Origin of the sequence: Azospirillum sp. A29, assembly GCF_042604625.1 — a bacterium.
Lineage (GTDB): Bacteria > Pseudomonadota > Alphaproteobacteria > Azospirillales > Azospirillaceae > Azospirillum > Azospirillum palustre.
In genome coordinates this window covers 170,671-194,817 of sequence record NZ_CP170467.1, presented here as the reverse complement: position 1 = coordinate 194,817, position 24,147 = coordinate 170,671, and the positions used below count along the sequence as shown (strand labels likewise).

Annotated in this window: 17 protein-coding genes; 12 read left to right on the top strand and 5 right to left on the bottom strand. The window is 67.9% G+C overall.

Annotation, left to right across the window (positions count from 1 at the left end; genetic code table 11):
- Positions 1–11: 11 nt before the first annotated feature.
- The 4 genes from ABNQ38_RS28950 to ABNQ38_RS28935 all read right to left on the bottom strand — a co-directional run bounded on the left by ABNQ38_RS28950 (position 12) and on the right by ABNQ38_RS28935 (position 4,899).
- Positions 12–890, bottom strand: coding sequence for a branched-chain amino acid ABC transporter permease (locus tag ABNQ38_RS28950; protein ID WP_377810776.1), 879 nt, complete (start codon positions 888–890; stop codon positions 12–14).
- A gap of 49 nt (positions 891–939) precedes the next feature.
- Positions 940–2,118, bottom strand: coding sequence for an ABC transporter substrate-binding protein (locus ABNQ38_RS28945; RefSeq protein ID WP_377810775.1), 1,179 nt, complete (start codon positions 2,116–2,118; stop codon positions 940–942).
- A 64-nt stretch (positions 2,119–2,182) separates the two neighbouring features.
- Positions 2,183–3,751 carry a class I adenylate-forming enzyme family protein gene (locus ABNQ38_RS28940; protein ID WP_377810774.1) on the bottom strand — a complete coding sequence of 523 codons (1,569 nt, stop codon included), beginning with the start codon at positions 3,749–3,751 and terminating at the stop codon, positions 2,183–2,185.
- Positions 3,748–4,899, bottom strand: a complete 1,152-nt coding sequence (locus ABNQ38_RS28935; RefSeq protein ID WP_377810773.1) for an acyl-CoA dehydrogenase family protein — start codon at positions 4,897–4,899, stop codon at positions 3,748–3,750. Before ABNQ38_RS28935 ends, ABNQ38_RS28940 begins: the two co-directional genes overlap by 4 nt.
- 262 nt (positions 4,900–5,161) lie before the next feature.
- On the opposite strand from ABNQ38_RS28935, the gene ABNQ38_RS28930 reads away from it, so the two are divergent.
- The 8 genes from ABNQ38_RS28930 to ABNQ38_RS28895 all read left to right on the top strand — a co-directional run bounded on the left by ABNQ38_RS28930 (position 5,162) and on the right by ABNQ38_RS28895 (position 15,775).
- Entirely contained in the window at positions 5,162–5,869 is a 708-nt protein-coding gene (locus ABNQ38_RS28930; RefSeq protein WP_377810772.1) for a glutathione binding-like protein, read from the top strand.
- A 186-nt stretch (positions 5,870–6,055) separates the two neighbouring features.
- A complete protein-coding gene (locus ABNQ38_RS28925; protein WP_377810771.1) occupies positions 6,056–7,282 on the top strand; it encodes a GNAT family N-acetyltransferase in 1,227 nt (408 codons plus the stop codon).
- A gap of 28 nt (positions 7,283–7,310) precedes the next feature.
- Positions 7,311–8,501: an ATP-grasp domain-containing protein gene (locus ABNQ38_RS28920; RefSeq protein ID WP_377810770.1), complete on the top strand. Its 1,191-nt coding sequence runs from the start codon at positions 7,311–7,313 to the stop codon at positions 8,499–8,501.
- 13 nt (positions 8,502–8,514) lie between these two features.
- On the top strand, positions 8,515–9,354 hold the full coding sequence (locus ABNQ38_RS28915; RefSeq protein ID WP_377810769.1) for a metallophosphoesterase family protein: 840 nt from the start codon (positions 8,515–8,517) through the stop codon (positions 9,352–9,354).
- Between the two features lie 81 nt (positions 9,355–9,435).
- Entirely contained in the window at positions 9,436–11,055 is a 1,620-nt protein-coding gene (locus ABNQ38_RS28910; protein ID WP_377810768.1) for a bifunctional metallophosphatase/5'-nucleotidase, read from the top strand.
- Positions 11,055–13,553, top strand: coding sequence for an ATP-binding protein (locus ABNQ38_RS28905; RefSeq protein WP_377810767.1), 2,499 nt, complete (start codon positions 11,055–11,057; stop codon positions 13,551–13,553). The genes ABNQ38_RS28910 and ABNQ38_RS28905 overlap by 1 nt, the downstream gene beginning before the upstream one ends.
- Positions 13,554–13,743: 190 nt before the next feature.
- Positions 13,744–15,339, top strand: coding sequence for a tyrosinase family protein (locus ABNQ38_RS28900; RefSeq protein WP_377810766.1), 1,596 nt, complete (start codon positions 13,744–13,746; stop codon positions 15,337–15,339).
- A gap of 22 nt (positions 15,340–15,361) precedes the next feature.
- Complete coding sequence (locus tag ABNQ38_RS28895; protein WP_377810765.1) at positions 15,362–15,775, top strand: hypothetical protein; 414 nt, start codon at positions 15,362–15,364, stop codon at positions 15,773–15,775.
- Between the two features lie 21 nt (positions 15,776–15,796).
- Here ABNQ38_RS28895 and ABNQ38_RS28890 read toward each other — a convergent pair whose 3' ends face one another.
- Positions 15,797–16,135, bottom strand: a complete 339-nt coding sequence (locus ABNQ38_RS28890) for a DUF1491 family protein (RefSeq protein ID WP_109050458.1) — start codon at positions 16,133–16,135, stop codon at positions 15,797–15,799.
- 99 nt (positions 16,136–16,234) lie between these two features.
- Here ABNQ38_RS28890 and ABNQ38_RS28885 point away from each other — a divergent pair, with 99 nt between their 5' ends.
- The 4 genes from ABNQ38_RS28885 (at position 16,235) to ABNQ38_RS28870 (ending at position 24,138) form a co-directional block, all read left to right on the top strand.
- On the top strand, positions 16,235–17,716 hold the full coding sequence (locus ABNQ38_RS28885) for a tetratricopeptide repeat protein (RefSeq protein ID WP_377810764.1): 1,482 nt from the start codon (positions 16,235–16,237) through the stop codon (positions 17,714–17,716).
- A 210-nt stretch (positions 17,717–17,926) separates the two neighbouring features.
- Positions 17,927–20,539, top strand: coding sequence for a flagellar hook-basal body complex protein (locus ABNQ38_RS28880; RefSeq protein WP_377810763.1), 2,613 nt, complete (start codon positions 17,927–17,929; stop codon positions 20,537–20,539).
- 144 nt (positions 20,540–20,683) lie between these two features.
- The gene (flgK, locus tag ABNQ38_RS28875; RefSeq protein WP_377810762.1) at positions 20,684–22,093 is read left to right on the top strand and encodes a flagellar hook-associated protein FlgK; all 1,410 of its coding nucleotides are present in this window, start codon (positions 20,684–20,686) and stop codon (positions 22,091–22,093) included.
- Positions 22,090–24,138, top strand: coding sequence for a hypothetical protein (locus tag ABNQ38_RS28870; RefSeq protein WP_377810761.1), 2,049 nt, complete (start codon positions 22,090–22,092; stop codon positions 24,136–24,138). The genes flgK and ABNQ38_RS28870 overlap by 4 nt, the downstream gene beginning before the upstream one ends.
- The last annotated feature ends 9 nt before the right edge of the window (positions 24,139–24,147 follow it).

The window sequence follows — 24,147 nt, the reverse complement described above, 5'->3', positions numbered from 1 at the left end:
CTGGGAATTTCTCATCGCGCCAGTGCCCTCCCCCCGCCGAACAGGCCCGAAGGCGAGACGAACAGCACGACCAGGAACAGGATCATGCCCGCCAATTCCTGAAGCGAGGCCGACAGGTAGGTGACCGTCAGCGATTCGATGACGCCGATCATGATCGCGCCGATCAGCACGCCGGGGATCGAGCCCATCCCGGCCAGCACGGTGATGATGAAGGCCTTGACCGTCAGCACATGGCCCAGCGCCGGGAAGACGGTCTTGCCGGTGTAGATGGCGAAGCCGGCGAAGGTGGCGAGCAGGGCCGCGATCAGGAAGGACAGGATCTCGATTTTGCGCGGGTTGACGCCCATCAGCGTCGCCGCCGCCCGGTTGGACGACAGCGCCCGCACCGCGCGCCCCTGCCAGGAATGGTTCAGCCACCACCAGACGCCGGCCATAAGAACCAGCCCGCCGACGAAGGACGCGACCTCCGCATTCATCGCGAACAGCGTGTCGGCGACGACCAGGGAATCCTGGAACCAGGGATCGGACGTCGAATGGATGTCGGCCTTCCAGATCGACAGGATGGCGTTGGTCAGGATGATCCCCAGCCCGAAGGTGAGGATCAGCGAGTTGATCTCACGGTCCTGCCGGATGCGGCTGAGCAGCGCATAGACGATGGCCGATGCCGACCCGACGATCACCAGCGCCACCGGGATCGCCATCACCGGGTTGACACCATAGGTGGTTTCCGCCGCATAGGCGACATAGGCGGCCAGCAGCACCAGCTCGCCATGGGCGAGGTTGATGACCCGCATGGTCCCGAACACCAGCGCCAACCCGACCGCCACGGTCGCGTAATAGCCGCCGGCGAGCAGGCCGGAGAACAGTGCCTGGAGCGTCAGTTCAAGCATGGATGCGCCCTATTGGGGGGTGGCGGGGGGCGAAAGAGGGCCTATCCGCTCACCAGGGCACCGCCGGGAAGTTCATCGTTCCGTTGGCGGCGTCCTTCGGCCAGACCAAAACCACCTTGCTGCCCTGGTGCTGGCCCATGCGGTGGGTGAAGTTCAGGTTGTCGCCGTTCCTGTCGAAGGTGACGCGGCCGATCAGGGTGTTGGCGTCGGTCTTGCGCAGCTCGTCGGCCAAGCCGCCCTTGGACAGCGTCCCGGTATCGTCGGCGCGGACGACGGCGTCGATCAACAGGCGGGTCTGGACATAGCCGAACTGCCCCAGATAGTCGGGATCCTTGTTGAACAGCGTCTTGTAGGTGGCGGCGAACTCGACCGCCTCCGGCTGGGTGAATTCCACCGGGTAGGGCAGCATGGAGGTGCCGTAGACGTTCTCCATCAAGTCAGGGAATTCCTTGGCCATCTGCGCGGTGGCGAGCGACCAGACGCCGACCATCGCCTTGACCTGCGGTTTCAGCACCTTGGCTGCGCGCAGGATGCCGACATAATCGTTCTCGTAGCCGACCATGGCGATGACGTCGGGACGATCCTGCAGCTTGACCTTGTTCATCAGCGGCTTGAAGTCGCTGGTGGAGCCGTCGAACTCGTGCATGCCCACCGTGACGCCCTTGGCGGTCAGCGCGCTGTTGACCTGTTTGGCGAGGCTGCTGGTGGCGTCCTTGTTCAGATAGACGATGGAGACCTTCTTCGCGCCCATGTCCTGTAACATGCCGATCATGGCGAGCGCATAGCCGTCGGTGTTGTTGATGCGGAAGAAGGTGGGATAGCCGCGCTGGGTCAGTTCGGGGGAGACGCCGCCCGAGGTGATGTAGACCAGCCCGGCCTTCTGCGCCGCCTCCGAGGCCGGGCCGATGATGTTGGACCCGTAGCCGCCGGTGATTGCCACCACCCCGTCGCCGGCCAGCTTCTCCACCGCCGCCACGCCCTTGGCGGGGGAGGTTTCGTCGTCGATGGTCTGGACCTTGAAGCTGTGCTTGCCGGCATAGCTTTTGTTCGCCATCTCGACGGCAACGGAGATGCCCTCATGCATGCCCTGGCCGACGCGGGCGAGGCTGCCGGTCAGCGGCAGTTCGGAGCCCAGGAGGAATTCCTTGGCCTGCGCCGCCCCGGCGCCGAACGCCGCCGACAGAGCGAGGGCCGAGACGGTTACGAGATTGACGAGCGTCCGGGTCATGCTTTTGGTCCCTCCCATGGGCTTTGCTTTTTGAGGCTTTGTTTTTCGGAGTCTTTTCTCTGCGTCAGGCGGCCGTCACCTCGGCGGCGAGCGCGCGGAGGCCGCTTTTCAGCAGCTTGCCGGTCGGGCTGGCCGGCAGGGCCTCCATGGCGACGATGCGCGACGGGCGCTTGTAGGGGGCGAGCCGTTCGGCGGCCCAGGCTTTCAGCTCCTCCTCGGTCGCGCCGCGGCCGGGAACGAACTGGACGAAGGCCACCACCTCCTCGTTGCCGGCGACGGCATGGCCGACCACCGCGGCCAGCGTCACTGCCGGGTGGCTGGTCAGCACCCCCTCCACCTCCTCCGGATAGACGTTGAAGCCGGAGCGGATGACGATCTCGCGGATGCGGCCGACCACGGCGACGCAGCCGTCCGGTTCCAGCCGGGCGACGTCGCCGGTCTTCAGCCAGCCGTCGTCGGTGATGACCTGGGCGGTCAGTGCCGGTTCGCGATAATAGCCGAGCATGACGTTGGGGGCGCGGACCCACAGCTCCCCCGGCTCGCCATCGGCCACATCCAGGCCGGTGACATGGTCGACGAAGCGCATCTCCACCAGCGGCAGGGCCGGGCCGATGGAGGTGTCGCCGCGCGGCGCGTCCAGCCGGGTCTGCGTCACCGTAGGCGAGCATTCGGTCAGGCCGTAGCCGTTGTGCAGCGGCAGGCCGAAGACCCGCTCCACCGCCAGCTTCAGGTCGAGGTCCAGCACAGAGCCGCCCGATGACAGGTAGCGCAGGGCCGGCGCGGTGGGCGTGCGGCCGGTGACGGTGGCGTGTTCAACCAGCTTGGCGTACATGGCTGGAACACCCTGGTACACCGTCACCCCATCCTGTTCCAGGGCCTGCCACACCGCTGCGGGGGCGAAGCGGGGCACGGTGTGCAGGCAGCCGCCGGCATAGAGGGTGCCGAGGCAGGTCGAGGCCAGCCCGAAGACGTGGCTGACCGGCAGCACGCCATAGGTGCGGTCGCTGGGCCCCAGCCCGCGCATCCAGCCCGACACCGAGGCGACGAACAGCAGGCCGCGGTGCGACAGCATCACGCCCTTCGGTTTGCCGGTGGTGCCGGAGGTGTAGATCAGCGCGCCGACCTGCCGCATGTTGCCGGCATGGACCGGCTCCGGATCGGCGTCCAGCAGCGGGCCGACCGCCATCGGCGGCAGATCCGGGTCGGCGAGCGGCTCCGCGCCATGGCGGGCGGCGTGGGCAGCGGCCTCATGGGATACCGTATCGGTATAGAAGATCCGGCGCGGCTGGCAATGGTCGCGGATGCCGTCGATCTCGCGCTCCGACAGGCGGGCGTTGACGATGACCGGCCAGGCGTCGCACTCGCTGGCGGCCAGGATCAGGGTGACGGCGGCGAGGCCGTTCTCGCAGACGATCATCACCCGGTCGCCGCCGACCACCCCCAGCCGATTCAACTGCACGGCGGCGCTGCCGACCGCCTGGGCCAGCCGGCAGTAGCTCCATTCCTGCGTCCCGTCGAACAGGGCGGGGGCGTCCGGAGTCCGTTCCGCCCAGGCGAGTGCGGCGTTGCTGAGGCGTGGCGGCAGCGCCGCCACCATTTCAGTGAAATCGGGAACCGGCCGCCCGGCGGTCATGCCGCCTCCCGGATCATGTTGCGGGCGATGACGAGCTGCTGGATCTGGGTGGTGCCCTCGTAGATGCGGAACAGGCGGACGTCGCGGTAGAAGCGCTCGATCCCGTAATCGGCGATGTAGCCGGCCCCGCCATGGATCTGCACCGCGCGGTCGGCGACGCGGCCGACCATCTCGGTCGAGAACATCTTGCAGCAGGCGGCGTCGGTGTTGACGTTCTGCCCGGCGTCGCGGCGTCGCGCGGTCTCCAGCACCATGCAGCGGGCGGCATAGGCCTCCGCCCGGCTATCGGCCAGCATCGCCTGGATCAGCTGGAACTCGGCGAGAGGCTGGCCGAACTGCTTGCGCTCCATGGCGTAGGACAGGCTGTCGCGGATCAGCCGCTCCGCCAGGCCGACGCAGACGGCGCCGATGTGCAGACGGCCGCGGTCCAGCACCTTCATCGCCGTCTTGAAACCCTGCCCCTCCTTGCCGCCCAGGATGGCGCTGGCCGGAACGCGGCAGTCCTCAAAGATCACGTCGCAGGTGTGGGCACCCTTCTGGCCCATCTTTTTGTCGATGGGGCCGAGCGACAGGCCGGGCGTTCCGGCTTCGGCCAGGAAGGCCGACACGCCGCGGGCGTCGCGGCTGTCCAGGTCGGTGCGGGCGAAGACGGTGAAGAGTCCGGCCTGCGGCGCGTTGGTGATGTAGCGCTTGGTGCCGTTCAGGATGAAATGGTCGCCGTCGCGCCGGGCGGTCGTGCGGAGCGAGCCGGCGTCGGAGCCGGACTCCGGCTCGGTCAGGGCGAAGGCGCCGACGATCTCGCCAGCGGCCAGACGTGGCAGGTAGCGCTGTTTCTGCTCCGCCGTGCCGTCGATGACGATGCCCTGGGAGCCGATGCCGTTGTTGGTGCCGATCAGCGAGCGGAAGGCCGGTGAGGTTTGCCCCAGCTGGAAAGCAACCTGCACCTCGTCGGTCATCGACAGGCCGAGTCCGCCATACTCCTCCGGGATCGACAGGCCGAACAGGCCCATCTCACGCATCGCGCCGATCACCTCGGCCGGGATGGCGTCGTCCTCCGCCACCTTGTGCTCCAGCGGGACCAGCTTCTCGCGGACGAAGCGCCCCAGCGTGTCCAGCAGTTGATCCAAAACGTCCGTGTCCAAGGCCATGCGTGCTCTCCGTCCGGGGAGAATGATTTCAGGGGAAATCAAAAATCGAGGGGCGCCGCCTCGTCTGTTCGTTGGCCACGCTGACAGATGCGAAAATGCCTGTCAACAAAATGAAATTGAATTCCGTTAGACGAAATATATGTGGCGGATTGGAGGTCTGCCGCGCGTCTGCGCGGGCTTGCCAGCCGGATCGAAGCGGTTAACCTTTTTCCCGAAATCACGGCCTGGACCATCGGGCCGATAAATCGCAGGAGGGTTTGGGATGATCGACCTCTATTTCTGGCCGACGCCGAACGGCCACAAGATCACGATCTTTCTGGAGGAAGCCGGGCTGGATTACAGCTTCAAGCCGGTCAACATCTCCACCGGCGACCAGTTCAAGCCGGACTTCCTGGCCTTCTCGCCCAACAACCGCATGCCGGCGATCATCGACAATGCCCCGGCCGACGGCGGCGAGCCGATCAGCGTGTTCGAATCCGGCGCCATCCTCGTCTACCTCGCCGAGAAGACCGGCAAGTTCCTGCCCAGCGACGTGCGCGGCCGCAAGACGGTTCTCGAATGGCTGTTCTGGCAGGTCGGCGGCCTCGGCCCGATGGCCGGCCAGAACCACCATTTCGTCCAATACGCGCCGGAGCGCATCCCCTACGCCATGGAGCGCTACGTCAAGGAGACCAGCCGTCTCTATGGCGTGATGGACAAGCGCCTTGCCGACAACGAGTTCCTGGGCGGGGCCGAACTGTCCATCGCCGATATGGCGAGCTATCCGTGGATCGTCCCGCACGAACGCCAGCAGCAGGATCTAGACAACTTCCCCAACCTGAAACGCTGGTTCACCGCGATCAAGGAGCGGCCGGCGGTGGTGCGCGCCTATGAAAAGGGACAGGAGATCAACCCCAACCGCACGCCCACGGTGAATGAGGACAGCAAGAAGATCCTGTTCGGCCAGTCCGCCGACACGGTGAAGCGTTGAGCTCGGGTTCGAATTCCCCTCTTCTCCATGGGGAGGGGAATTCGGACAACTTCGTATAGCCCCCTACCACTTCGCGGCACCCGTTCGCGCCGCGCAGACTTTCGGGTGTCCCCGGCGTAGACGGGACCGTTCGTCTGACCAGCGTGTTGTTTTCGGTAGAGAATATCTACCGGAGATGCCGCGCCGATGAGCATCTGGCCACGCACCGACTCCGACGGCACCCTTCCGCAGAGGGCGACCGGTTCCGCAACCCCAATCGACATACAGGTCGCCCTGCGCGCCCTGCCCTCCATGCCGGAGTTGGCACGGGCATGGACGGAGCTGGAAAGCCGCTCCGACTCCTCCTTCTTCCTGTCCTGGACCTGGATCGGGCCCTGGCTGGCGCAGATGCCGGACGGGATCGAGCCGCAGCTGCTGGTCGCCCGCCAGGGGGGCGAAACGGTCGGGCTGGCCCTGCTCTGCCCGCGCCTGCGGCGACGGTTCGGGCTGCTGCCCAGCCGGTGCTGGATGCTGCACGAGACCGGCGACCGCGGCTATGACCGGTTGTTCATGGAGTATAACGGCATCCTCGCCGACCGCCGTTTTGCCGACGAGGTGACGGACGCCATGCTGCACTGGCTGGGCGAGCGGCTGAGCGCCAATGACGAGCTGGTGCTGGGCGGCCTGACCCTGGCGGCGGAGCGGGCGGCCCGGCGGGTGGCGGCGCGGACCGGCCACACGCTGCAACTGCGCGTCGCCGATTCCGCACAGTGGGTGGATTTCGCCACGGTGCGCGCGGCGGGAGGCGATTTCCGCGGCGGGCTCGGCCGCAACACGCGGGCGGCGGTGAACCGCAGCGAGCGGCTTTACCGGGCCCGCGGCGTGCTGGAACACCGCGTTGCCACGACGGTGGACGAGGCGCTGGAGTATTTCGCCGGGCTGGAGGTGCTGCATCAGGCCGGATGGCAGGCGCGTGGGCAGGCCGGGGCCTTCGCCAATGCCGCTTTCCGCCCCTTCCATCGGCGGCTGATCGCCGAGGGGATGCCGCAGGGCGCCGTGCGGCTGAGCCGGGTCAGCGCCGGCGGGCAGGCGGTCGGCTATCTCTACAACTTCGTCCACCGCAACCGCGTGCTGAACTATCAGGGCGGCTTCGCCTTCGAGGCCGACAACCGGCTGAAGCCGGGGCTGCTGAGCCATGTGCTGGCCATCGAGGACGCGCTGGCCCGCGGGGAGGATTGCTACGACTTCATGTCGACGCCGGCCGGGCACAAGCCGCTGCTTTCCAACGCCGAACAGCCGATGAACTGGCTGACGCTCGGCCCCGACCGGTTCAGCCGGCGGATGGAGGCGCATGTCCGCCGGGCGCGTGGGGTGATGGCCGATGCGGTCAAGCGGTCGCTGCGCGGATGGATCGCGCCGGCCAAAGGTATCTGAGTGCGGGATCCGAACGGGGGAATTGGCGATGAAGACCGGGATGACGGCCGGGCCGCTGGCCTGCGTGTTGGGCGACATGGATCTGGTGCGCCCATTGGGGCTTGCCGGCATCCGCTGTGCCGTGGTCGGGCCGCCGGACGGGGCGACCGCCCATTCCCGCTTCACCGCCCAGCGGATCCCCTGGCAAGGCGGCAATGACGGCACGCTGGTCGACCGTCTGCTGCGCTTCGGCGCCGCCCAGTCGCAAAAGCCAGTGCTCTATATGGAGGAGGACGCCCAGCTCCTGATGGTGTCGCGCAACCGCGACCGGCTGGCCTCGGTCTTCCGCCTTCCGCTGGCCGACGCCGAACTGGTGGAGACGCTGGTAGACAAGGGCCGGTTCCAGGCGATGGCGGAACGGCTGGGCCTGCCGGTGCCGCGGACCCGACGTCTGCGCCCTCTGCCGGGCAGCGAGGCGCCGGATCTGGATCTGCGCTATCCCCTCATCGTCAAGCCGTTGACCCGCCGTCCGCCCTGGGACGAGATCGAGGGGCTGGGCAAGGCGATCCGGCTGGACGGGCATGATGAGCTTCGCGCCCTGTGGCCGCGTCTGATCCCGGTCGGCATCGAGCTGCTGGCGCAGGAGCTGATTCCCGGGCCGGAAACGCGGATCGAAAGCCACCATGTCTATATCGACGCCGGCGGCGCTGTGGCCGGGGAATTCACCGGGCGCAAGATCCGCACCTACCCCGTCGATTACGGCCACAGCACGGCGCTGACTATCACCGACATCGACGGCGAGGGCGCCGATGTGGCGGCGCTCGGTCGGGAGATCGCGGCGAAGATCGGCCTGCGCGGCGTCGCCAAGTTCGACTTCAAGCGCGACCCGGAGGGACGGCTGCATCTGCTGGAGATCAACCCGCGCTTCAACCTGTGGCACCATCTGGGAGCGGTGGCCGGGGTGAACCTGCCGGCGATGGTGCAGGCGGACCTGACCGGCCGGCCCCGCCCTGCCCCGGCCAAGGCCCGGCCTGGCGCCTGCTGGTGCCACATCAGCAAGGACCGGCTGGCGGCGCGGGAGGGCGGCGTGCCGGCGGCGCGCTGGCTGGCTTGGGTGGCGCGCTGCGAGGCGAAGGCAATCGCGCCGGACGACCCGATGCCCTTCCTGCGGCCGAAGCTGGACCGGCTGCTCGCGCGCATGCCCGGCGGCATCCGGTCCGCCCGCCTCGTGAAGCCCTGAGCTCCGATACCCCATGAAGATCGCCCTGATCTCCGACATCCACGCCAATCTGGACGCGTTGCAGGCGACGCTTGACGCCATTCGGGCGGAGGGGGCGGAGCGCATCGTCTGCCTCGGCGACATCGTCGGCTACAACACCGACTTCGCCGCCTGCATCGCCCTGCTGCGGCAGTCCGGCGTAGTCTGCATCGCCGGCAACCATGACCGGGCGGTGGCGGGCCTGATCGGCACCGACGGGTTCAGCGGCCCGGCGGCGCGTGCCGTCGCCTGGACCGTTGCAAGGCTGGACGAGGACAGCCGCGCCTTCCTGACCGGCCTGCCCCTGACCGCCGATGTGGACGGCACGCTGGTCGCCGTCCACGGTGCCCTGCATCCGGAAATGGGCAAGGAGCTGGTCCGGCTCGACGATGACGGAAAGCGGGCCTTGAGCCTGCGGGCGCTCGCGGCGCATCCATCGGGCGCGCGGATCTGCGCCTTCGGCCACACCCACCGCGCCGGGCTGTGGGAATGGCGCGACGGGACGGTGCATGCGGTGCCGCTCGACAGCCCGGCGGGGGTGGAGTTGCGGGCGGAGGGGCTCTACCTGCTGAACCCCGGCACGGTGGGGGAGCCGCGCGGGGCCGACGCCCGCGCCTGCTTCGCCTGTTACGACACCGCCGCGCGCCGCGTCACCCTGCATCGCGTCGCCTATGCCCGCCGCGCCGCCTTGGCGAAGACCCGGCGGGCGGGGCTGGCGCCACGTTTTGCCGCAGTTCCGGCACCGGTTCGGATGAAGTTGATCGAAATACTGAGACTCCTTGGAGTCTACGAGTGGTTGAAAAGTGCACTTCCCCGCGGTGCGTCATCAATATGACAATCCCGTAACGCGGCTTCGCTTCAACAAAGACTGGAAAATGAGCATAATCCTGTGCGGGGGCAATGGTGACGCCGGGCTATGGACATTATCGGTATTTCAATCGGCGCTGCCGGCGGGGTGCGGACCCGGCCCGGCAGGACATCGCCGCCCCTGACCGCATCGCTGGCGCTGGGCCTTGCCATCGGCCTCGCCGCGATCCTGCCGGCCTATGCGCAGGAGACTGACGCCTCCCCCAAGGCGACCGTGGCGGACAGCGGGCCGGTGCGGCTGACCATCCTCTACACCCAGGGCACCACCGACCTGGACGAGACCGCCGGGCGCGGTGGCATGGCGCGGCTGGCCGGCATGATCCGGCAGGAGCGGGCCGCCCATCCCAACCTGCTGGTCCTGCATGGCGGACAGACGCTGGCGCCGTCGGTGCTCGCCTTCTACGACCAGGGCGCCCACATAATCGACCTGCTGAACGGCATGACCATCGACGCGATGGCCGCGCTGAACCGCGAATACCATCATGGCGACGACCGGCTGAGCGCCCGCGCCTTCGAGGCCGGCTTCCCCATCGTCACCACCAACGCGGTCGACCGCTCCACCGGCCGCACGCCGGACGGTCTGGAGGAGGCGGTGGTGCTGACCGCCGGCCCCCTGCGCATCGGCGTGATGGCGGCGACGCCGGTGCTGACGCGGGAGACCACCCGCACCCAGCGTACCGAGTTCCGCGATCCGGTGCGGGCACTGGCTGCCAAGGCCGCGGCCTTGCGGGCGGAGGGTGTCGATCTGGTGGTGGCGATGACCGGCTATGCCGGCGACACCCACCGCAGCGTGCTGGCCGCCCGGCCGGCCGACATCGTGCTGTACCAGGACCGCAGCCGCCCCTTCGCCGTCGATTACGACGGCCGGTTCCTGTCCGCAACGGTCGGGCCGCAGGCCGCCTGGGTGCTGGCGCTCGACCTGACGATGCAGCGGACCGCCGGACCGGACGGCCAGCCGGTGGTGAGCTGGACCCCGGCGCCGCGCCTGATCGACACGGCGACGGTGGCGCCCGACCCGGCGGTGCTGATCCAGGCCAGGGCCTATGCGGCGCGGCTCGACACCATGCTGCGGATGGAGGTGGGACGCCTCACCGCACCGCTCGACACCCGCAAGGAGTCGCTGCGGACGGGCGAGAACGCTTTTGCCAACGCGGTGGTCGACACGCTGCGCGAGGCGCTGGACGGCGACGTGGCGCTGTTCAATGGCGGCGGCATCCGCGGCGACCGCCAGTATCCGGCCGGCACCCTGCTGACCCGGCGCGACATCTACACCGAACTGCCCTTCCACGATGTCGGGGTGGTGCTGGACGTCTCCGGACAGCAGCTCTGGGATGTGGTGGAGAGCGGCGTGTCGGCGGTGGAGCAGTTGCAGGGCCGCTTTCCCCATTTGTCCAATGCCCGGGCCGAGATCGACCTCGGCCGTCCTCCCGGCCAGCGGCTGCGCAGCCTGTCGGTCGGCGGCAAGCCCGTCGCCCTGTCCGGCCGCTACCGTCTGGCGACCAGCAGCTTCCTGGCGGCGGGGGGCGACGGCTACGGCGTCCTGGCCGGCGCACCGCGGCTGGTGGAGGACCGCAACACCGAATTCGTCTCCACCCAGATGATCGACCAGATCGCCCGCAGCGGCGAGTTCGTTCCCCGGCTCGACGGCCGCATGACGGTGAGGCGGTGATGGACGGGCTGTCTTCCACCGCCTTGTCGTCCCCCCCGTTGCCGGCACGCGACGCGGCGGTCATGGACGGCACGGCACGGCGCAAGCCGCAGGCGCCGCCGCCGAGCCGGCGGCGGCGGTTCGGCATCGCCCTCCGCATCACGCTGGGCCTGTCGGTGATGGCGCTGCTGGTGCTGCTGATCGGCGGCGTGTCGATGTCCTCCTTCCGCCTGTTCCGGGCGGAGGTGGCTGCGCTGTCCACCAACACCCTGCCGGAGGTCATCACCAGCGCCGAACTGCACGGATCGTTGCAGAAGCTGGTGGCGCAACTGCCGCAGCTCGCCGGCGCCGCCTCGACGCCGCAGCGCCGGTCCATCTATGACGGGCTGGTGACGGAACTGGATTCGATGCAGCTTCTGGTCGCCCGCATGCGCGGCCTGATGAAGGAGGGCGATCCCGGCGCGGGCGAGCGCGACGGCAATGTCCGCCTGCTGGAGCAGACACGCTCCACCCTGCTGATCCTGGCCGCCACGGTCGCCGACCTGAACGCCGAGGTCACGCGCCAGATCGACTATGGCGACCGTCAGGCCGAAGCCGCCCGCGCGCTGAGCCGGCTGGCGGCGGCGATCGAGAGCATGCCGGACACCGGGGCCTGGGCGGCCCGCATCGGGGCGCTGATGGCGCGGGCGGCGGGAGCGACGCAGCTCGATCATCTCAGCCGCCTGAAGGGGGAGGCGCGGTCCGCCGAACGCACGCTGGCCGAACTGGCCCGCCTGTCGGGCGGCGCCCCCGACCCCACCGGGCAGATGATGTCCACCGTGCAGGAGGAGCTGTTCTCGCTGCTGGTGGCGCCGGGCGGGCTGTTCGAGAGCGCCATCGACAGGCTGCAGGCCCGCAACCGTGCCCAGGCGCTGACCGGACAGGCCCAGGTGCTGGTCGAGACGGTCGAACGCTCCACCCGCGCACTTTACGATTCCATCCGCGACCAGTCGGCCGAGCGCACAGATGCGCTGGCGGCGCTGATCGCCGAACGCACCCGCACGGTGATGGTGCTGGCCGCAACGTCGCTTCTGCTGGCAGTGTGCGTCTATTTCTTCTTCCGCCGCTTCCTGTCGACGCGGCTGGTGGCGATGAATCGGGCGGTGCTGGCCCGGCTGTCGGGAAACCGCCAGTCCCCCCAGTGCGGCATTGCGGCGCCGGCCGGCCGGCCGGTTCCGGTCGACCGGCAGGTTCCGGTCCCGGTGGATGGCGACGACGAGATCACCGACATCGGCGCCTCGATCCGCTATTTTATCGAGGAGATCGACCGGCGCCAGCAGGCCCTGGCCGACAACGAGCGGCGCTTCCGCGATCTGGTCGAAGGCTCGATCCAGGGCATCGTCATCCATCGCGATTTCCATGTGCTCTATGCCAACGACAGCTTCGCCGCCATGCTCGGCATGACGGTGACGGAGGTGGTCGCCCTGCCGTCCCTGCTGTCGGTGGTGGCGACGACGGAACGCCAGGCGCTGATCGAGGGGTACGACCGGCTGCTGGAGAACGGGCAGTCGACACCGCGCCGCCGCATCCGCGCTTGCCGGTCCGACGGCGCCGGGCTGTGGGTGGAGCTGACCGGCCGGCGCGTCGACTGGATGGACGGCCCGGCGATCCAGGCGGTGGTGGTCGACGTGACGCGCGAGGTGGAGGCGGAGCATGCCCTGCGCCAGTCGCGCGACGCCGCCGAACGCGCGCTCGACGAACTGAAGGCGACCCAGGCCAGCCTGATCCAGGCGGAGAAGATGGCCTCGCTCGGCCAGCTGGTCGCCGGCGTGGCGCATGAGGTGAACACCCCAATCGGCATCACCATTACCGGCGCCTCGCAATTGCAGGCGCTGATCGGCGAGCTGTCGGACCGCCACACGGCGAACGCGCTGAAGAAGTCGGACTTCCAGCGCTTCCTCAGCGACGGGATGGAGATGGCCAGCCTGATCCTGTCCAACAGCACCCGTGCCGCCAATCTGGTGCAGAGCTTCAAACTGGTCGCCGTCGACCAGTCCAGCGACGAGCGCCGCCCCTTCCTGCTGCGGGATTACATCGACGAGCTGCTGCGCAGCCTGCACCCAACCTACAAGGCGCGGACGGCCCTGACCATCGACGTTGCCTGCCCGGCCGACCTGGAACTGGACGGCTATCCCGGCGCGCTGTCGCAGATCCTGACCAACCTGATCATGAATGCGCTGGTCCATGCGCTGGACCCGGAGCAGCCCGGCCGGATCGCCATCGCCGCCCGGCTGCTCGGTCCCGACATGGTGGAGCTGTCGGTCGGCGACGACGGCAACGGCATCGCGCCGGACGTGTTGCCCAAGATCTTCGACCCCTTCTTCACCACGCGGCGCGGGGCGGGCGGCAGCGGGCTGGGGCTGCACATCGTCTACAATCTGGTGACCGGCCGCCTGCACGGCGCCATCGGGGTCGAAAGCCATCCCGGCGAAGGCACACGGTTCACCCTGCGCTTTCCCCGAGTCACCGCGGGCGCCTAGAACCGACCGCCGCTTTCCGACCCGCCCGGTCCCGGCCTGCACCTGTCCGCGGACGATCGGACATCCGCAGGTATGGCGCCATCCGCCCAATCCAGGCCCGCCCGTCGGTGCCGGTTGAATTCACGTGCAAACAGTCGGTTTCCTATACAGGTTTCCAATGTTTTTGTCGTTATGCGGGAGCTCGAACAAAATGAATTTCAATCGGCGCGATTTTCTTGCGACGGCCACGGCTGCTGCGGGCACCTCTCTGCTGCCGTTCGGTCCGGCGCGGGCGGCGACTGCGAAATACATCCGCTACAGCGCGACCAGCGACGAAGGCAAGGCGATGCTGCGCAGCTACGCCACGGCCGTGCAAAAGATGGTGGCCCTGCCTCCCGATCATCCGCACAACTGGTTCCGCAACGCCTTCGTCCATTTCATGGACTGCCCACACGGCAACTGGTGGTTCTATGTCTGGCATCGCGGCTTTATCGGCTATTTCGAAGAGACGGTGCGCAAGTACAGCGACAATCCGAATTTTGCCTTCCCCTATTGGGACTGGACGCTCCTGCCGCAGATCCCCAACGAGATGTTCGATGGCGCCCTGACCCCGGTCAGCGAAGCCTTCCTTCCCTACACCAAGGATCTGAAGACCTTCACCGCCTACATCAAGCCGGCGATGAAGGCCTATTGGGACACGCTGAACGAGGCCCAGCGCAAGCAGCTGGACCTTCGCGGCTACAGCAGCTTCGACAAGCTGTGGGACGACGTCACCGGGTGCAGCCACGGCAAGTGCGATCCCGGCAACCAGGCCTTCGCCGCGACCGACCGTGCGCGCTACCTGACCCGCGAGAACCCGAAGCTGGACGACAAGACGGCGAAGGCCTGCTCGCCCCACACGGTGCTGACCGGCCTGCTGCCGGTGGACTACTACAACGCCGACGTGACGCACAGCTTCACCAGCTCCAAGACGGCGTCGCACAACGTCATGCCGGGCAAGGACACCCAGTTCTCGGTGCTGGAGGGCCAGCCGCACAACCTCGTCCACAACTACATCGGCGGTGTCGGCCCGTGGGATCCGGGCCCCTACGGCAACATGACCAACTTCCTGTCGCCGGTGGATCCCGTCTTCTTCCTGCACCATTCGAACATGGACCGCCTGTGGGACGTGTGGACGCGCAAGCAGCAGCGGCTGGGCCTGCCGATCCTGCCGACCGACAAGGAGGAGCTGTCGCAGCTGTCCCGCGAGCCCTTCCTGTTCTTCGTCCGTGCCGACGGCAGCTATGTCCTCGACGGCCGCGCCGGTGACTATCTCAGCACCGAACGGTTCCAGTACGAGTACCGGCACGGCTTCGGCGACGCGGAATCGGCACAGGTGGCGGCGGCCAAGCCGTCGGCTCCGGTCAAGGGCACGGTGGCGAAGGGCGTGGGGTCGGTCCAGCTGTCGGCGGCGCCGTCCAGCCCGGTGGTGATGGCGGTCAAGGTAACCCGCCCGGCCGGCAGCAACGCCCCGCGAAATTTCGACCTGCTGATCAACGCGCCGGCCGGCGTGACGAAGGTGACGGCGGACAGCCCCTATTACGGCGGCACCATCGGCTTCTTCGGCCCGGCCATGCACGGCATGGCGGACGATGCCACCTTCACCCTGCCGCTGCCCGAGCCTGCGCGCACCTCGGCATTGGCCCAGAGCCCGGCCGCGCAGGCGGCGACGCCGGCAACCGCAACGCTGGAGGTCCGCATTGTCCCATCCAACGGCACTGCCACCGCCGCACCGGCGGTCAAGGCGGTCTCGCTCCACACCCTGTAAGGCGGCTTGGCAGGCCGGCAGATTGCCGGTCGCCCTGCTCGCGCTGCTGGTCCTCCTGACGGGCCAGCCCGCGGGCGCGGCATCGGCCGGCCAGTCCGGGAGACCGGACGGGAATGGGGAAACGACGCTCGCCCTGCCGCATCCGCCGCGGCAGGGCGAGGCCGCCATTCTGGCGGTCACCCTGGGCGTGCTCACCCGCGGACAGACGGTGGAGGTCACGACGGCGGACGGCGAGCCGATCGGGACCGCCGCCCCTTTCGGCCCCCAGCGCGGTCAGGGTGCCGGGACGGTCACCATTCCGGTGCCGGCCGGGGCCCTGCGGGACGGTCGCCTGACGCTCCGCCTGCGCATCACCGCCTCCGGCTCGCCTCCCCGTCCGCCGACGGCGGAGGAGGTTGGAGAATTGCGGCTGTCCGTCATCGGCCCGCCGCGCTGACGGCGGCGGTCAGGGCGGCGGTCAGCGCACCGGCCCGTCGAACCAATGCCGGCCCTGGCGGTCCTCCACCTCGATCACCCAGACGTCGGGGTCGTAACGGAGCTGGCGGGCGATGTAGGCGTCGGCGTCGGCCTCCGGCACCGGGTCGGCGCCGGTGCCGCGCGCCCAGAACAGCCGCTCGCCATCGGCCTCGCGCGTCTGGACCAGCACGGAGAAGGTCCGGTCGAGCCGGTTGATCTTCAGAATCACGGTGCCGCGGCTGGGGTCGCCCTTGCGGACCACGGTCATCGCCACGCCCTGGGAATCGGCCGTGCGGATGTGGGCCGAGACCCAGAGATGCGTCGGAAGGCGGTCGTCCATTGCCGTGACGGGCTCCTGATCGTCAGCTCTCGCTGACCTGGGATTTTCGCTGTTCTTCGATCCTCGCTCTGCCCGGCCGGCCGGTGTACAGAAGAGGGTATGGCTACACTCCTGGACGCTCTCAACGCCGCCGTCAACCACCACATGGCCGGCTATGCCGATGCGGCGGCCGACGCCTACCGGCGGATCCTGGCGACGGAACCGGCCCAACCCGACACGCTGCACCTGTCCGGCGTCCTGCGGGCGCAGACCGGCGACGCGGCCGCCTCCGTGCGGTGGATCGCCCGTGCGGTGCGCGTCCGTCCGGCCGCTCCGGCGCCCTGGGGCCATCTTGGGGCGGCCCTGCGGGCGGCGGAGATGCCAGAGCGGGCGGAACCGGTGCTGCGGCGCGCCCTGGCGCTCGATCCGGCCGACGGCGACGCTCTCGAGGCGCAAGGCGCTTCCCTGCATGCGCTGGCGCGCTACCCCGATGCGCGGCGCTGGCTGGAGCGTGCGGCCCGGCTTCGGCCCGGCCATGCGGCAACCTTGCTCAATCTCGGCACCGTCCTGCGCGACCAGCGCCGTTTCGACGAGGCGGAGGCCTGCTTCGACGCCGTGCTGGCGCGCCAGCCCTCCCGTGCCGACGCCCATCTCGCCCGCGCGGTGGGGCGGCTGGTGCGCGGCGACCTGCGCGCGGGATGGGAGGGGTTCGAACGCCGCTGGCAGCGCTTCGCCACCCCGCCCTGGGCCGGACAGCCTCCAGGCGGCGCCACCATCCTGCTGCACATGGACCAGGGCTTCGGCGACGCCATCCAGTTCGTCCGTTATGCCCCGCTGGTGGCGCAGATCGCCGCGGCGGGCGGCGGGCGGGTGATCCTGGAAAGCCATATGCTGCTGTACCGGCTGTTCAACCGCTGCCTGGGATCGACGATCCAGGTGCTGTCGCGCGGCGAGGACCCGCCGCCGCACGACATCCATTGCCCGCTGATGAGCCTGCCGCGGGCCTTCGGCACCGGCCTGTCGGATATTCCGGCCGCCGTGCCCTATCTCGCCCCGGATCCCGGCGACCTTGCCCGCTGGCGCGACCGGCTGGACGGGCTGGATGGACCGGGGGAGGAGGACGTAGCCCTCCGGGTCGGGCTGGTGTGGGCCGGCAACCCCCAGCACCGCAACGACCGCAACCGCTCGATCCCGGCGGCGGCCCTGCTTCCGCTGCTGATGGTGTCCGGCGTGCGCTTCGTCAGCCTGCAAACCGGCGAGGCCGCCGCCGGGCTGGACCGCCTGCCCGGCGTGACGGTGCCGAACGCGATGGAGCGGGTGCGCGACTTCGCCGACACCGCCGCCCTTCTCGCCAACCTCGACCTGCTGGTGACGGTGGACACCGCCATCGCCCATCTTGCCGGGGCGATGGGCGTGCCGTGCTGGCTGATGCTTCCCCATGTGCCGGACTGGCGCTGGCTGCTCGACCGGGCCGACAGCCCCTGGTACCCGTCGCTGCGCCTGTTCCGCCAGCCGCGCCCCGGCGACTGGGCCACGACGCTCGGCACCGCCGCCGCCGTGCTGAAAGCGCAGGCTGCCCGCGCCGTCCGGACCGCCCGGTAGAAGCGGCAACTTCGGCGGGAGCTTTCTGCCCCTCCGCCCCGGCGGCACTAGGCGAAACTTTCCTAGCTGGCGGCAATTTCCGGCCCCGCCGTACAGCTTGTTGAAAGAATATAGCGTTTTCAATGGTTTGGATCCGGAGCGGCAGTTGGCATTCCGCTTGCTAGATAGGGCGCAGAAGACCTTTGCCCTTTCTTTCGGAGACCCCCGGCCATGAGCATCTTCGGTTCGATGACAACCGCCGTTCTCGGCCTGAATGCCCAGTCGAAGGCGCTCGGACATATCTCGGACAACATCGCGAACAGCTCGACCATCGGCTACAAGCGTGTCGATTCGGCCTTCGAGACGATGGTCCTGCAGTCCAGCCAGCGTCTGCACGAGCCGGGCGGGGTCACGGCGCAACCGGTCTTCATGAACAACATCCAGGGCAGCCTGACCCAGGTGCAGAGCCCGACCAACATCGCCATTCAGGGCCAGGGCTTCTTCAGCGTCACCAAGGTGGCGACCCAGGGCTCCAGCACGCTGGTGCAGACGCAGACGGGCACGGTCAATTCGTCGGCCGCCTTCTACACCCGCGCCGGCGACTTCGAACTGGACAAGAGCCGCTATCTGGTCAACAGCGCCGGCTATGCCCTGAACGGCTGGCTGGTCGATCCGGTGACGGGCGTCCTGCACAAGGACCAGGTGGCGCCGATCCAGGTCAACTCCCTGATCGACAAGCCGGTGGCGACCAACACCATCGACCTGGCGGCCAACCTGCCGGCGACGCCCAAGGAAGGCGAAAAGGTCCCCGACAGCAGCATCCAGATCTTCGACAGCCAGGGCAACCCGCGCACCGTCAACTTCAAGTGGCGGCAGCAGGCGGACAGCAGCTGGCGCATGGTCCTGGACGCACCGGGCTCCAACACCAAGCCGGTCGACGGCACCTTCTCGGGCAACCCCGCCACCGTAACCTTCGGCCAGAACATCGCCGGCCAGACCGCGGTGGCACAGGTCAACGTCATCACCATCGCCGGCAACAACACCAACGGCCAGGACAACCTGCGCATCGGCGACACCTACTCGGTGAAGGTCGACGGCACCAACTACAGCCTGAAGGTCACCGCCGACAACATCGGGTCGCTCCGCACTTATTCCGGTCTGGCCGGCGCGCTGGCCAACCAGATCAACTCCGCCTCGCCGGCGGCCTCGGTGCTCGCCACCTCGTCGGGCCAGACGATCCGCGTGACCGCCCGCAATCCCGGCACGCCGTTCAAGCTGAACACGGACGTGGTGTCCGGCACCAACACGACCAACACCATCGTCAATCAGACTTCGACTGCGGCGACCGCCAGCGCGGGTGAGATCGACAAGTTCCAGTTCCCGCAGACCCAGGTCGAGGTCGGCGACTCCTTCACCATCAACGTGAACGGAACGCCGATCAGCTACACGGTGACCGCCGCGACCTATCAGAGCTATTCGTCGGTGAGCGACGTCGTCTCGCAGCTGGCCGGCAAGATCAACCAGGCGCTGGGCTCGTCCGTCACCGCCTCGTCGGCCGGCAATATCCTGTCGATCCAGGCCAATGCGGTGAACACCAACGTCACCTCCAGCGCCACGGTGACCAACTCCTCCACCGCGGTGAACACGATGAGCTCGCTGCCGTCGGTCTCCAGCGTGGCCGGCGTGCGCCAGAGCCGCACGGTGACCCTGACCGGCACGCCGGGCGACATCGGCACGCAGTACACCCTCAGCATCAACGGCACGGCGGTGACCTACAGCACCACCGGTGAAGAGATGACGATGGAGGACATCACCGCGGCGCTGGCGAACAAGATCAACTCCAACACCTCGCTGCCGGTGACGGCAACCGCGCAGGGCGGCGTCATCACCGTCACCTCGAAGACCGCGGCCAGCCCGACCGGCACCAACACGATGACCGGCACCGGCACGGTGACGCTGAACGGATCCACCATCGACATCGGCGACACCTACAACATCACGGACTCCGGCGGCACGACCTACCCGCTGACGATCACCAACGCCAATTACGGCCTGTACGACACGCCGGCCAAGGTCATGCAGTATTTCGCGTCGGTCGTCCCCGGTGCGACCGCCAGCGGCAACACGCTGACGCTGGCCGGTGCGAGCGGCACGGTCGTCGACGCCCCCGCCGCCCAGTTCACCCTGGACCAGAGCGCGGTCGCCGGCCAGACGCCGGCCCATATCGGCCTGACCTTCGGCAAGACCCCGGAGACGGTCGGCACGCTGACCAACATCTCCACGGCCCTGGTCGGCACCGGCTCGGCGGTCAGCGCCGCCAACCAGTCCGCGGGATCCGACGCCAACGTCACCTTCACCGTCGATTACGGCTTCGGCCCGCAGCAGATCACGCTGAACCTCGGCAAGTACCAGAAGCCGGGCGGCCTGACCCAATATGCCGGCGAGGAGATCAACGTCACCCAGCTGGTCCAGAACGGCGCGCCACGCGGGCAGTTCAAGGACGTGGTGTTCGGCGACAACGGTACTGTCATGGTCAATTACGACAACGGACGGTCGAAGATGGTGGCGAAGGTGCCGATCATCACCTTCAACAACCCCAACGCCCTGCAGCGCGAATCCGGCGGCGTCTTCATCGAGAGCGAAGAGGCCGGCAAGCCGAACTTCAACGATCCGGAGACGAACGGCGCCGGTGCCGTGGTGGCGAACAGCGTCGAAAGCTCCAACGTCGACATCGCCGACGAATTCACCAAGATGATCGTCACCCAGCGGAGCTATTCCGCCAACGCGAAGATCGTCACCACCTCGGACGAAATGCTTCAGGAAGTGCTGGGGCTGAAGCGCTAAGCGCGGTCCTGACCTTCTGATTGCCTGATCGCTTCTCTACCGATCGCCAGCTTCCCGATCGCCGGTTCCCTGATCGTTTGAATGGGGGGCGGCAGCCGTCCCGGCACCGCCCCGACCATCCCGATCCGTGAAAGGTCTCCCGCCATGTCCCTCTTCGCAGCCTTGAACAGTGCCACGGCCGGGCTGCGCACGGTCCAGACCAGCGTCAAGCTGGTTTCGGACAACATCGCGCAGGCCAACGACCCGAACCGCACGCGCCACACCGCCCAGCAGTCGGTGGACGCCAGCGGTCAGGTGGTCAGCACGACCTATCGGCGGGAGGTCGACAAGGCGTTGATGGCCCAGGTCATGGACCTGACCTCGCGCGATGGCGGATCGCAGGTGACGACCACCTACATGCAGCAGCTGGGCGACCTGATGCGGACCACCAACGGGACGCCGCTGCTGAACGAGTATTCCGACAAGTTCCAGGCCGCGATCAAGACGCTGTCCACCTCGCCGGAGGATGAGACCGCCCAGTACCAGCTGGTCCAGGCGGCCGAAAGCTTCTCGCGCGAGATCCGCCGCGTGTCGGAGGGGGTGGAGCAGATCGACCGCGACATGAAGACCGACATCACCAAGTCGGTCGACACGGTCAACGACCTGCTGAAGCAGATCAACTCGATCAACAACGACATGGTATCGCTGCAGGGCCAGGGGGCCGCCGCCAACAGCGTCGCCGACAAGCGCGACGGGCTGGTCCGCGAACTGAGCACCTACATGGGAATCCGCACGGTGGAGCGGCCGGATGGCCGGCTGGCGATCTTCACCCCGTCGGGCCTGGCGCTGGTCGATGCGCAGCCGGCAAATCTTTCCTATGACGGCGGCAACATCAACCTACAGGTCGGCAATCAAGTCACCTCGATCAACAACCACCTGACCACCGGCAAGCTGGGCTCGCTGATCCAGATGCGCAAGGACGGCTCGACCACCGAGCCGCCGACCCCGGCCAGCGGCGACCCGACGACGGAGATCATCCGCAAGCTGCGCTCGCAGCTGGACGAGTTCGCCAAGGCCTTCACCGGCCCGACCAAGCCGGGCGAGCCCACCAGCTTCGCCGACGCCTACGACAACGGCGGCACGGCCGCCGCCGGCGAACAGGCCAACCAGTTCTTCACCGGAACCGACCGTTTCACCATCAACATCAACGCCAAGCTCCTGGACAACACCAGCAAAATCAAGCAGTCCGCCATCGACGACATCGTCAAGTCGGTCAATGCCGCCGGCCGCAGCTTCAGCGCCGACGGCCTGCAGATGAAGGACACCACTTACAGCGCCATGGGCAGCGCCATCACCGGCACCTGGATGGCCGCGGCCAAGACCGCCAGCACCGCCGCCGATTCCAACAAGGAGTCCATGCAGCTCCTCAGCGAGCGCTACCAGTCGCAGACCGGCGTGAACATCGACGAGGAAATCGCCCAGCTCCAACAGCTCCAGACCTCCTACCAGGCTTCGGCACGGGTCATGCAAGTGGCCAATGCAATGTTTGATGCGCTGGAGGCGGTGGTCCGATGAGCTCGATAACGGGAGTCAGCAGCTACTCGAAATATCTGAGCCTTGTCCGGAACCTGTCCGGGGGCCAGAACGACATCAACAAGCTGTCCGAACAGCTGACCACGGGCAAGAAGTCGGTCGATCTGAACGCCTACGGTCCGGAGGTGCAGAAGCTTCTGGACCTCAGGGCGGAGATGGCGAAGAAGAGCAACTACATCCAGAGCATCAACACCGCCGCACCGCGCGTTGCCGCGACGGACAAGGTGCTGACCTCGATGGAGTCGATCGTGTCGAGCTGGACCTCCAGCACGACCTTCCCCTTCCAGCCCGGTCCGGCCAGCGTCACCACGCCGACCAACACCAACCCCGACGGGATGAAGCTGTCGATCGACGCGTCCAAGTCGACGCTGACAGTCGGCGCCAAATACACGGTTACTGCGGTCCCGTCGCAGCAGGGCACCAACGGCACCTTCGACGTCACGGTGACCGACGGTCTGGGCGGCAAGACCACCCGCGCCATCAACCTGGGCACCACCCCGCCCAACGACGGCAAGGGCTACAACTTCAACATCTCCGGCGGCCCCGGCGAGGGCGCGATCCTGAACCTGACCTTCGACAGCCTGAAGGCGGCGTCGAGCAGCAGCTTCTCCGTCAGCTTCCCGCAGGCCGACCAGGTCAAGGACCGTGCCGAGGGCGCTATGCGCGACATCCAGGCGCTGCTGAACCAGCGCTTCGGCGACCGCTACCTGTTCGCCGGCTCGCGCTTCGGGACGGAACCGGTCACCGACCTGACGGCGACGACGCAGACCAGCAAGATCACGCTGAACGGCGCGGTGGTGAACACCGACGATTATTTCGAGGTGACTGTCTCCGGCAAGACCTTCGGCTATCAGATCCAGGCATCCGACCCGAAGACGCTGACCTTCGTCGCCCAGACGCTGACCACCCAGATCAACGCCGCCACCCCGCCGCTGCCGATGACGGTGTCGACCTCCAACGGCATCATCTCCCTGGTCGGCCAGCAGCCGGGGCAGAAGTTCGACCTGTCCGCCCGCGTCGTCAACTCCGCCACGGTGGAGAACACCGCGACCGCGCCCTCGACCACCCAGGCGCCGACGGCCACCCTGCCGCAGATCGACCGCTTCACCCTGAACGGCGCCGCGGTGGACATCGGCGACACCTTCGAATTCACGGTCGCGGTCGGCGATCCCGACGATCCGTACAACCAGAACTACTATATGAAGAATCCGACCGAGCCGCACGACCTGCCGCCCTATCAGTCCTACAAGGTCAGCTACACGGTCAGCGACACCGACTATGCCGCCGGCGTCACCAATGTCGGGCAGGTGGCCGACAAGCTGCGCCAGCAGTTCGGCAACCTGAACCCTGCCCCGCCGGTCACCATCGACGCGCTCGGCAACGGTCCGGGCATCGCGCTGACCAGCACGGCCAATGCCGATCCCAACCACCCCGGCCGCTCGTCGCTGTTCTCGACCAGCGCCAAGGTGACGAACGGGTCGCTGCAGAACACCATCTCGGTCGGCACGCTGCCGCCGGAGCAGGACAGCCAGACCGCCGTGCCCAATGCCGAGCCGCCGGACCTGCCCTTCTACGATTCCGAATATCTGACCAAGGGCAAGAATCCCGACGCGTACCGCAAGTCGCAGGTGACGATCGACGACAACCTGAACCTGACCTATGGGGTCAGCGCCGACGATCAGGCGTTCCAGACGCTGGTGAAGGCGATGCAGCTGGTGCGGACGGCGGCGGCCAACCCCGGCAAATGGACCGAATACAGCACCCAGGCGCGCGAGATGCTGACCCAGGCATCCGACCAGATCCGCTCGGTCCACGCCAAGGTCGCCTCCGACGCCGCCACGCTGGAGACCAACAAGGACGCCCACACGGACTCGGTCGCCACCCTGACCGACCGCGTCGCCAAGATCGAGGGCATCGACCAGACCGAGGTCGCGGCCCGGCTGAGCAGTGCGATGAATGTCCAGCAGGCGACCTACACCGTCGCCGGCCAGACACAGAAGCTGTCGCTGCTGAATTATCTGGCCTGAAAAAGAAAG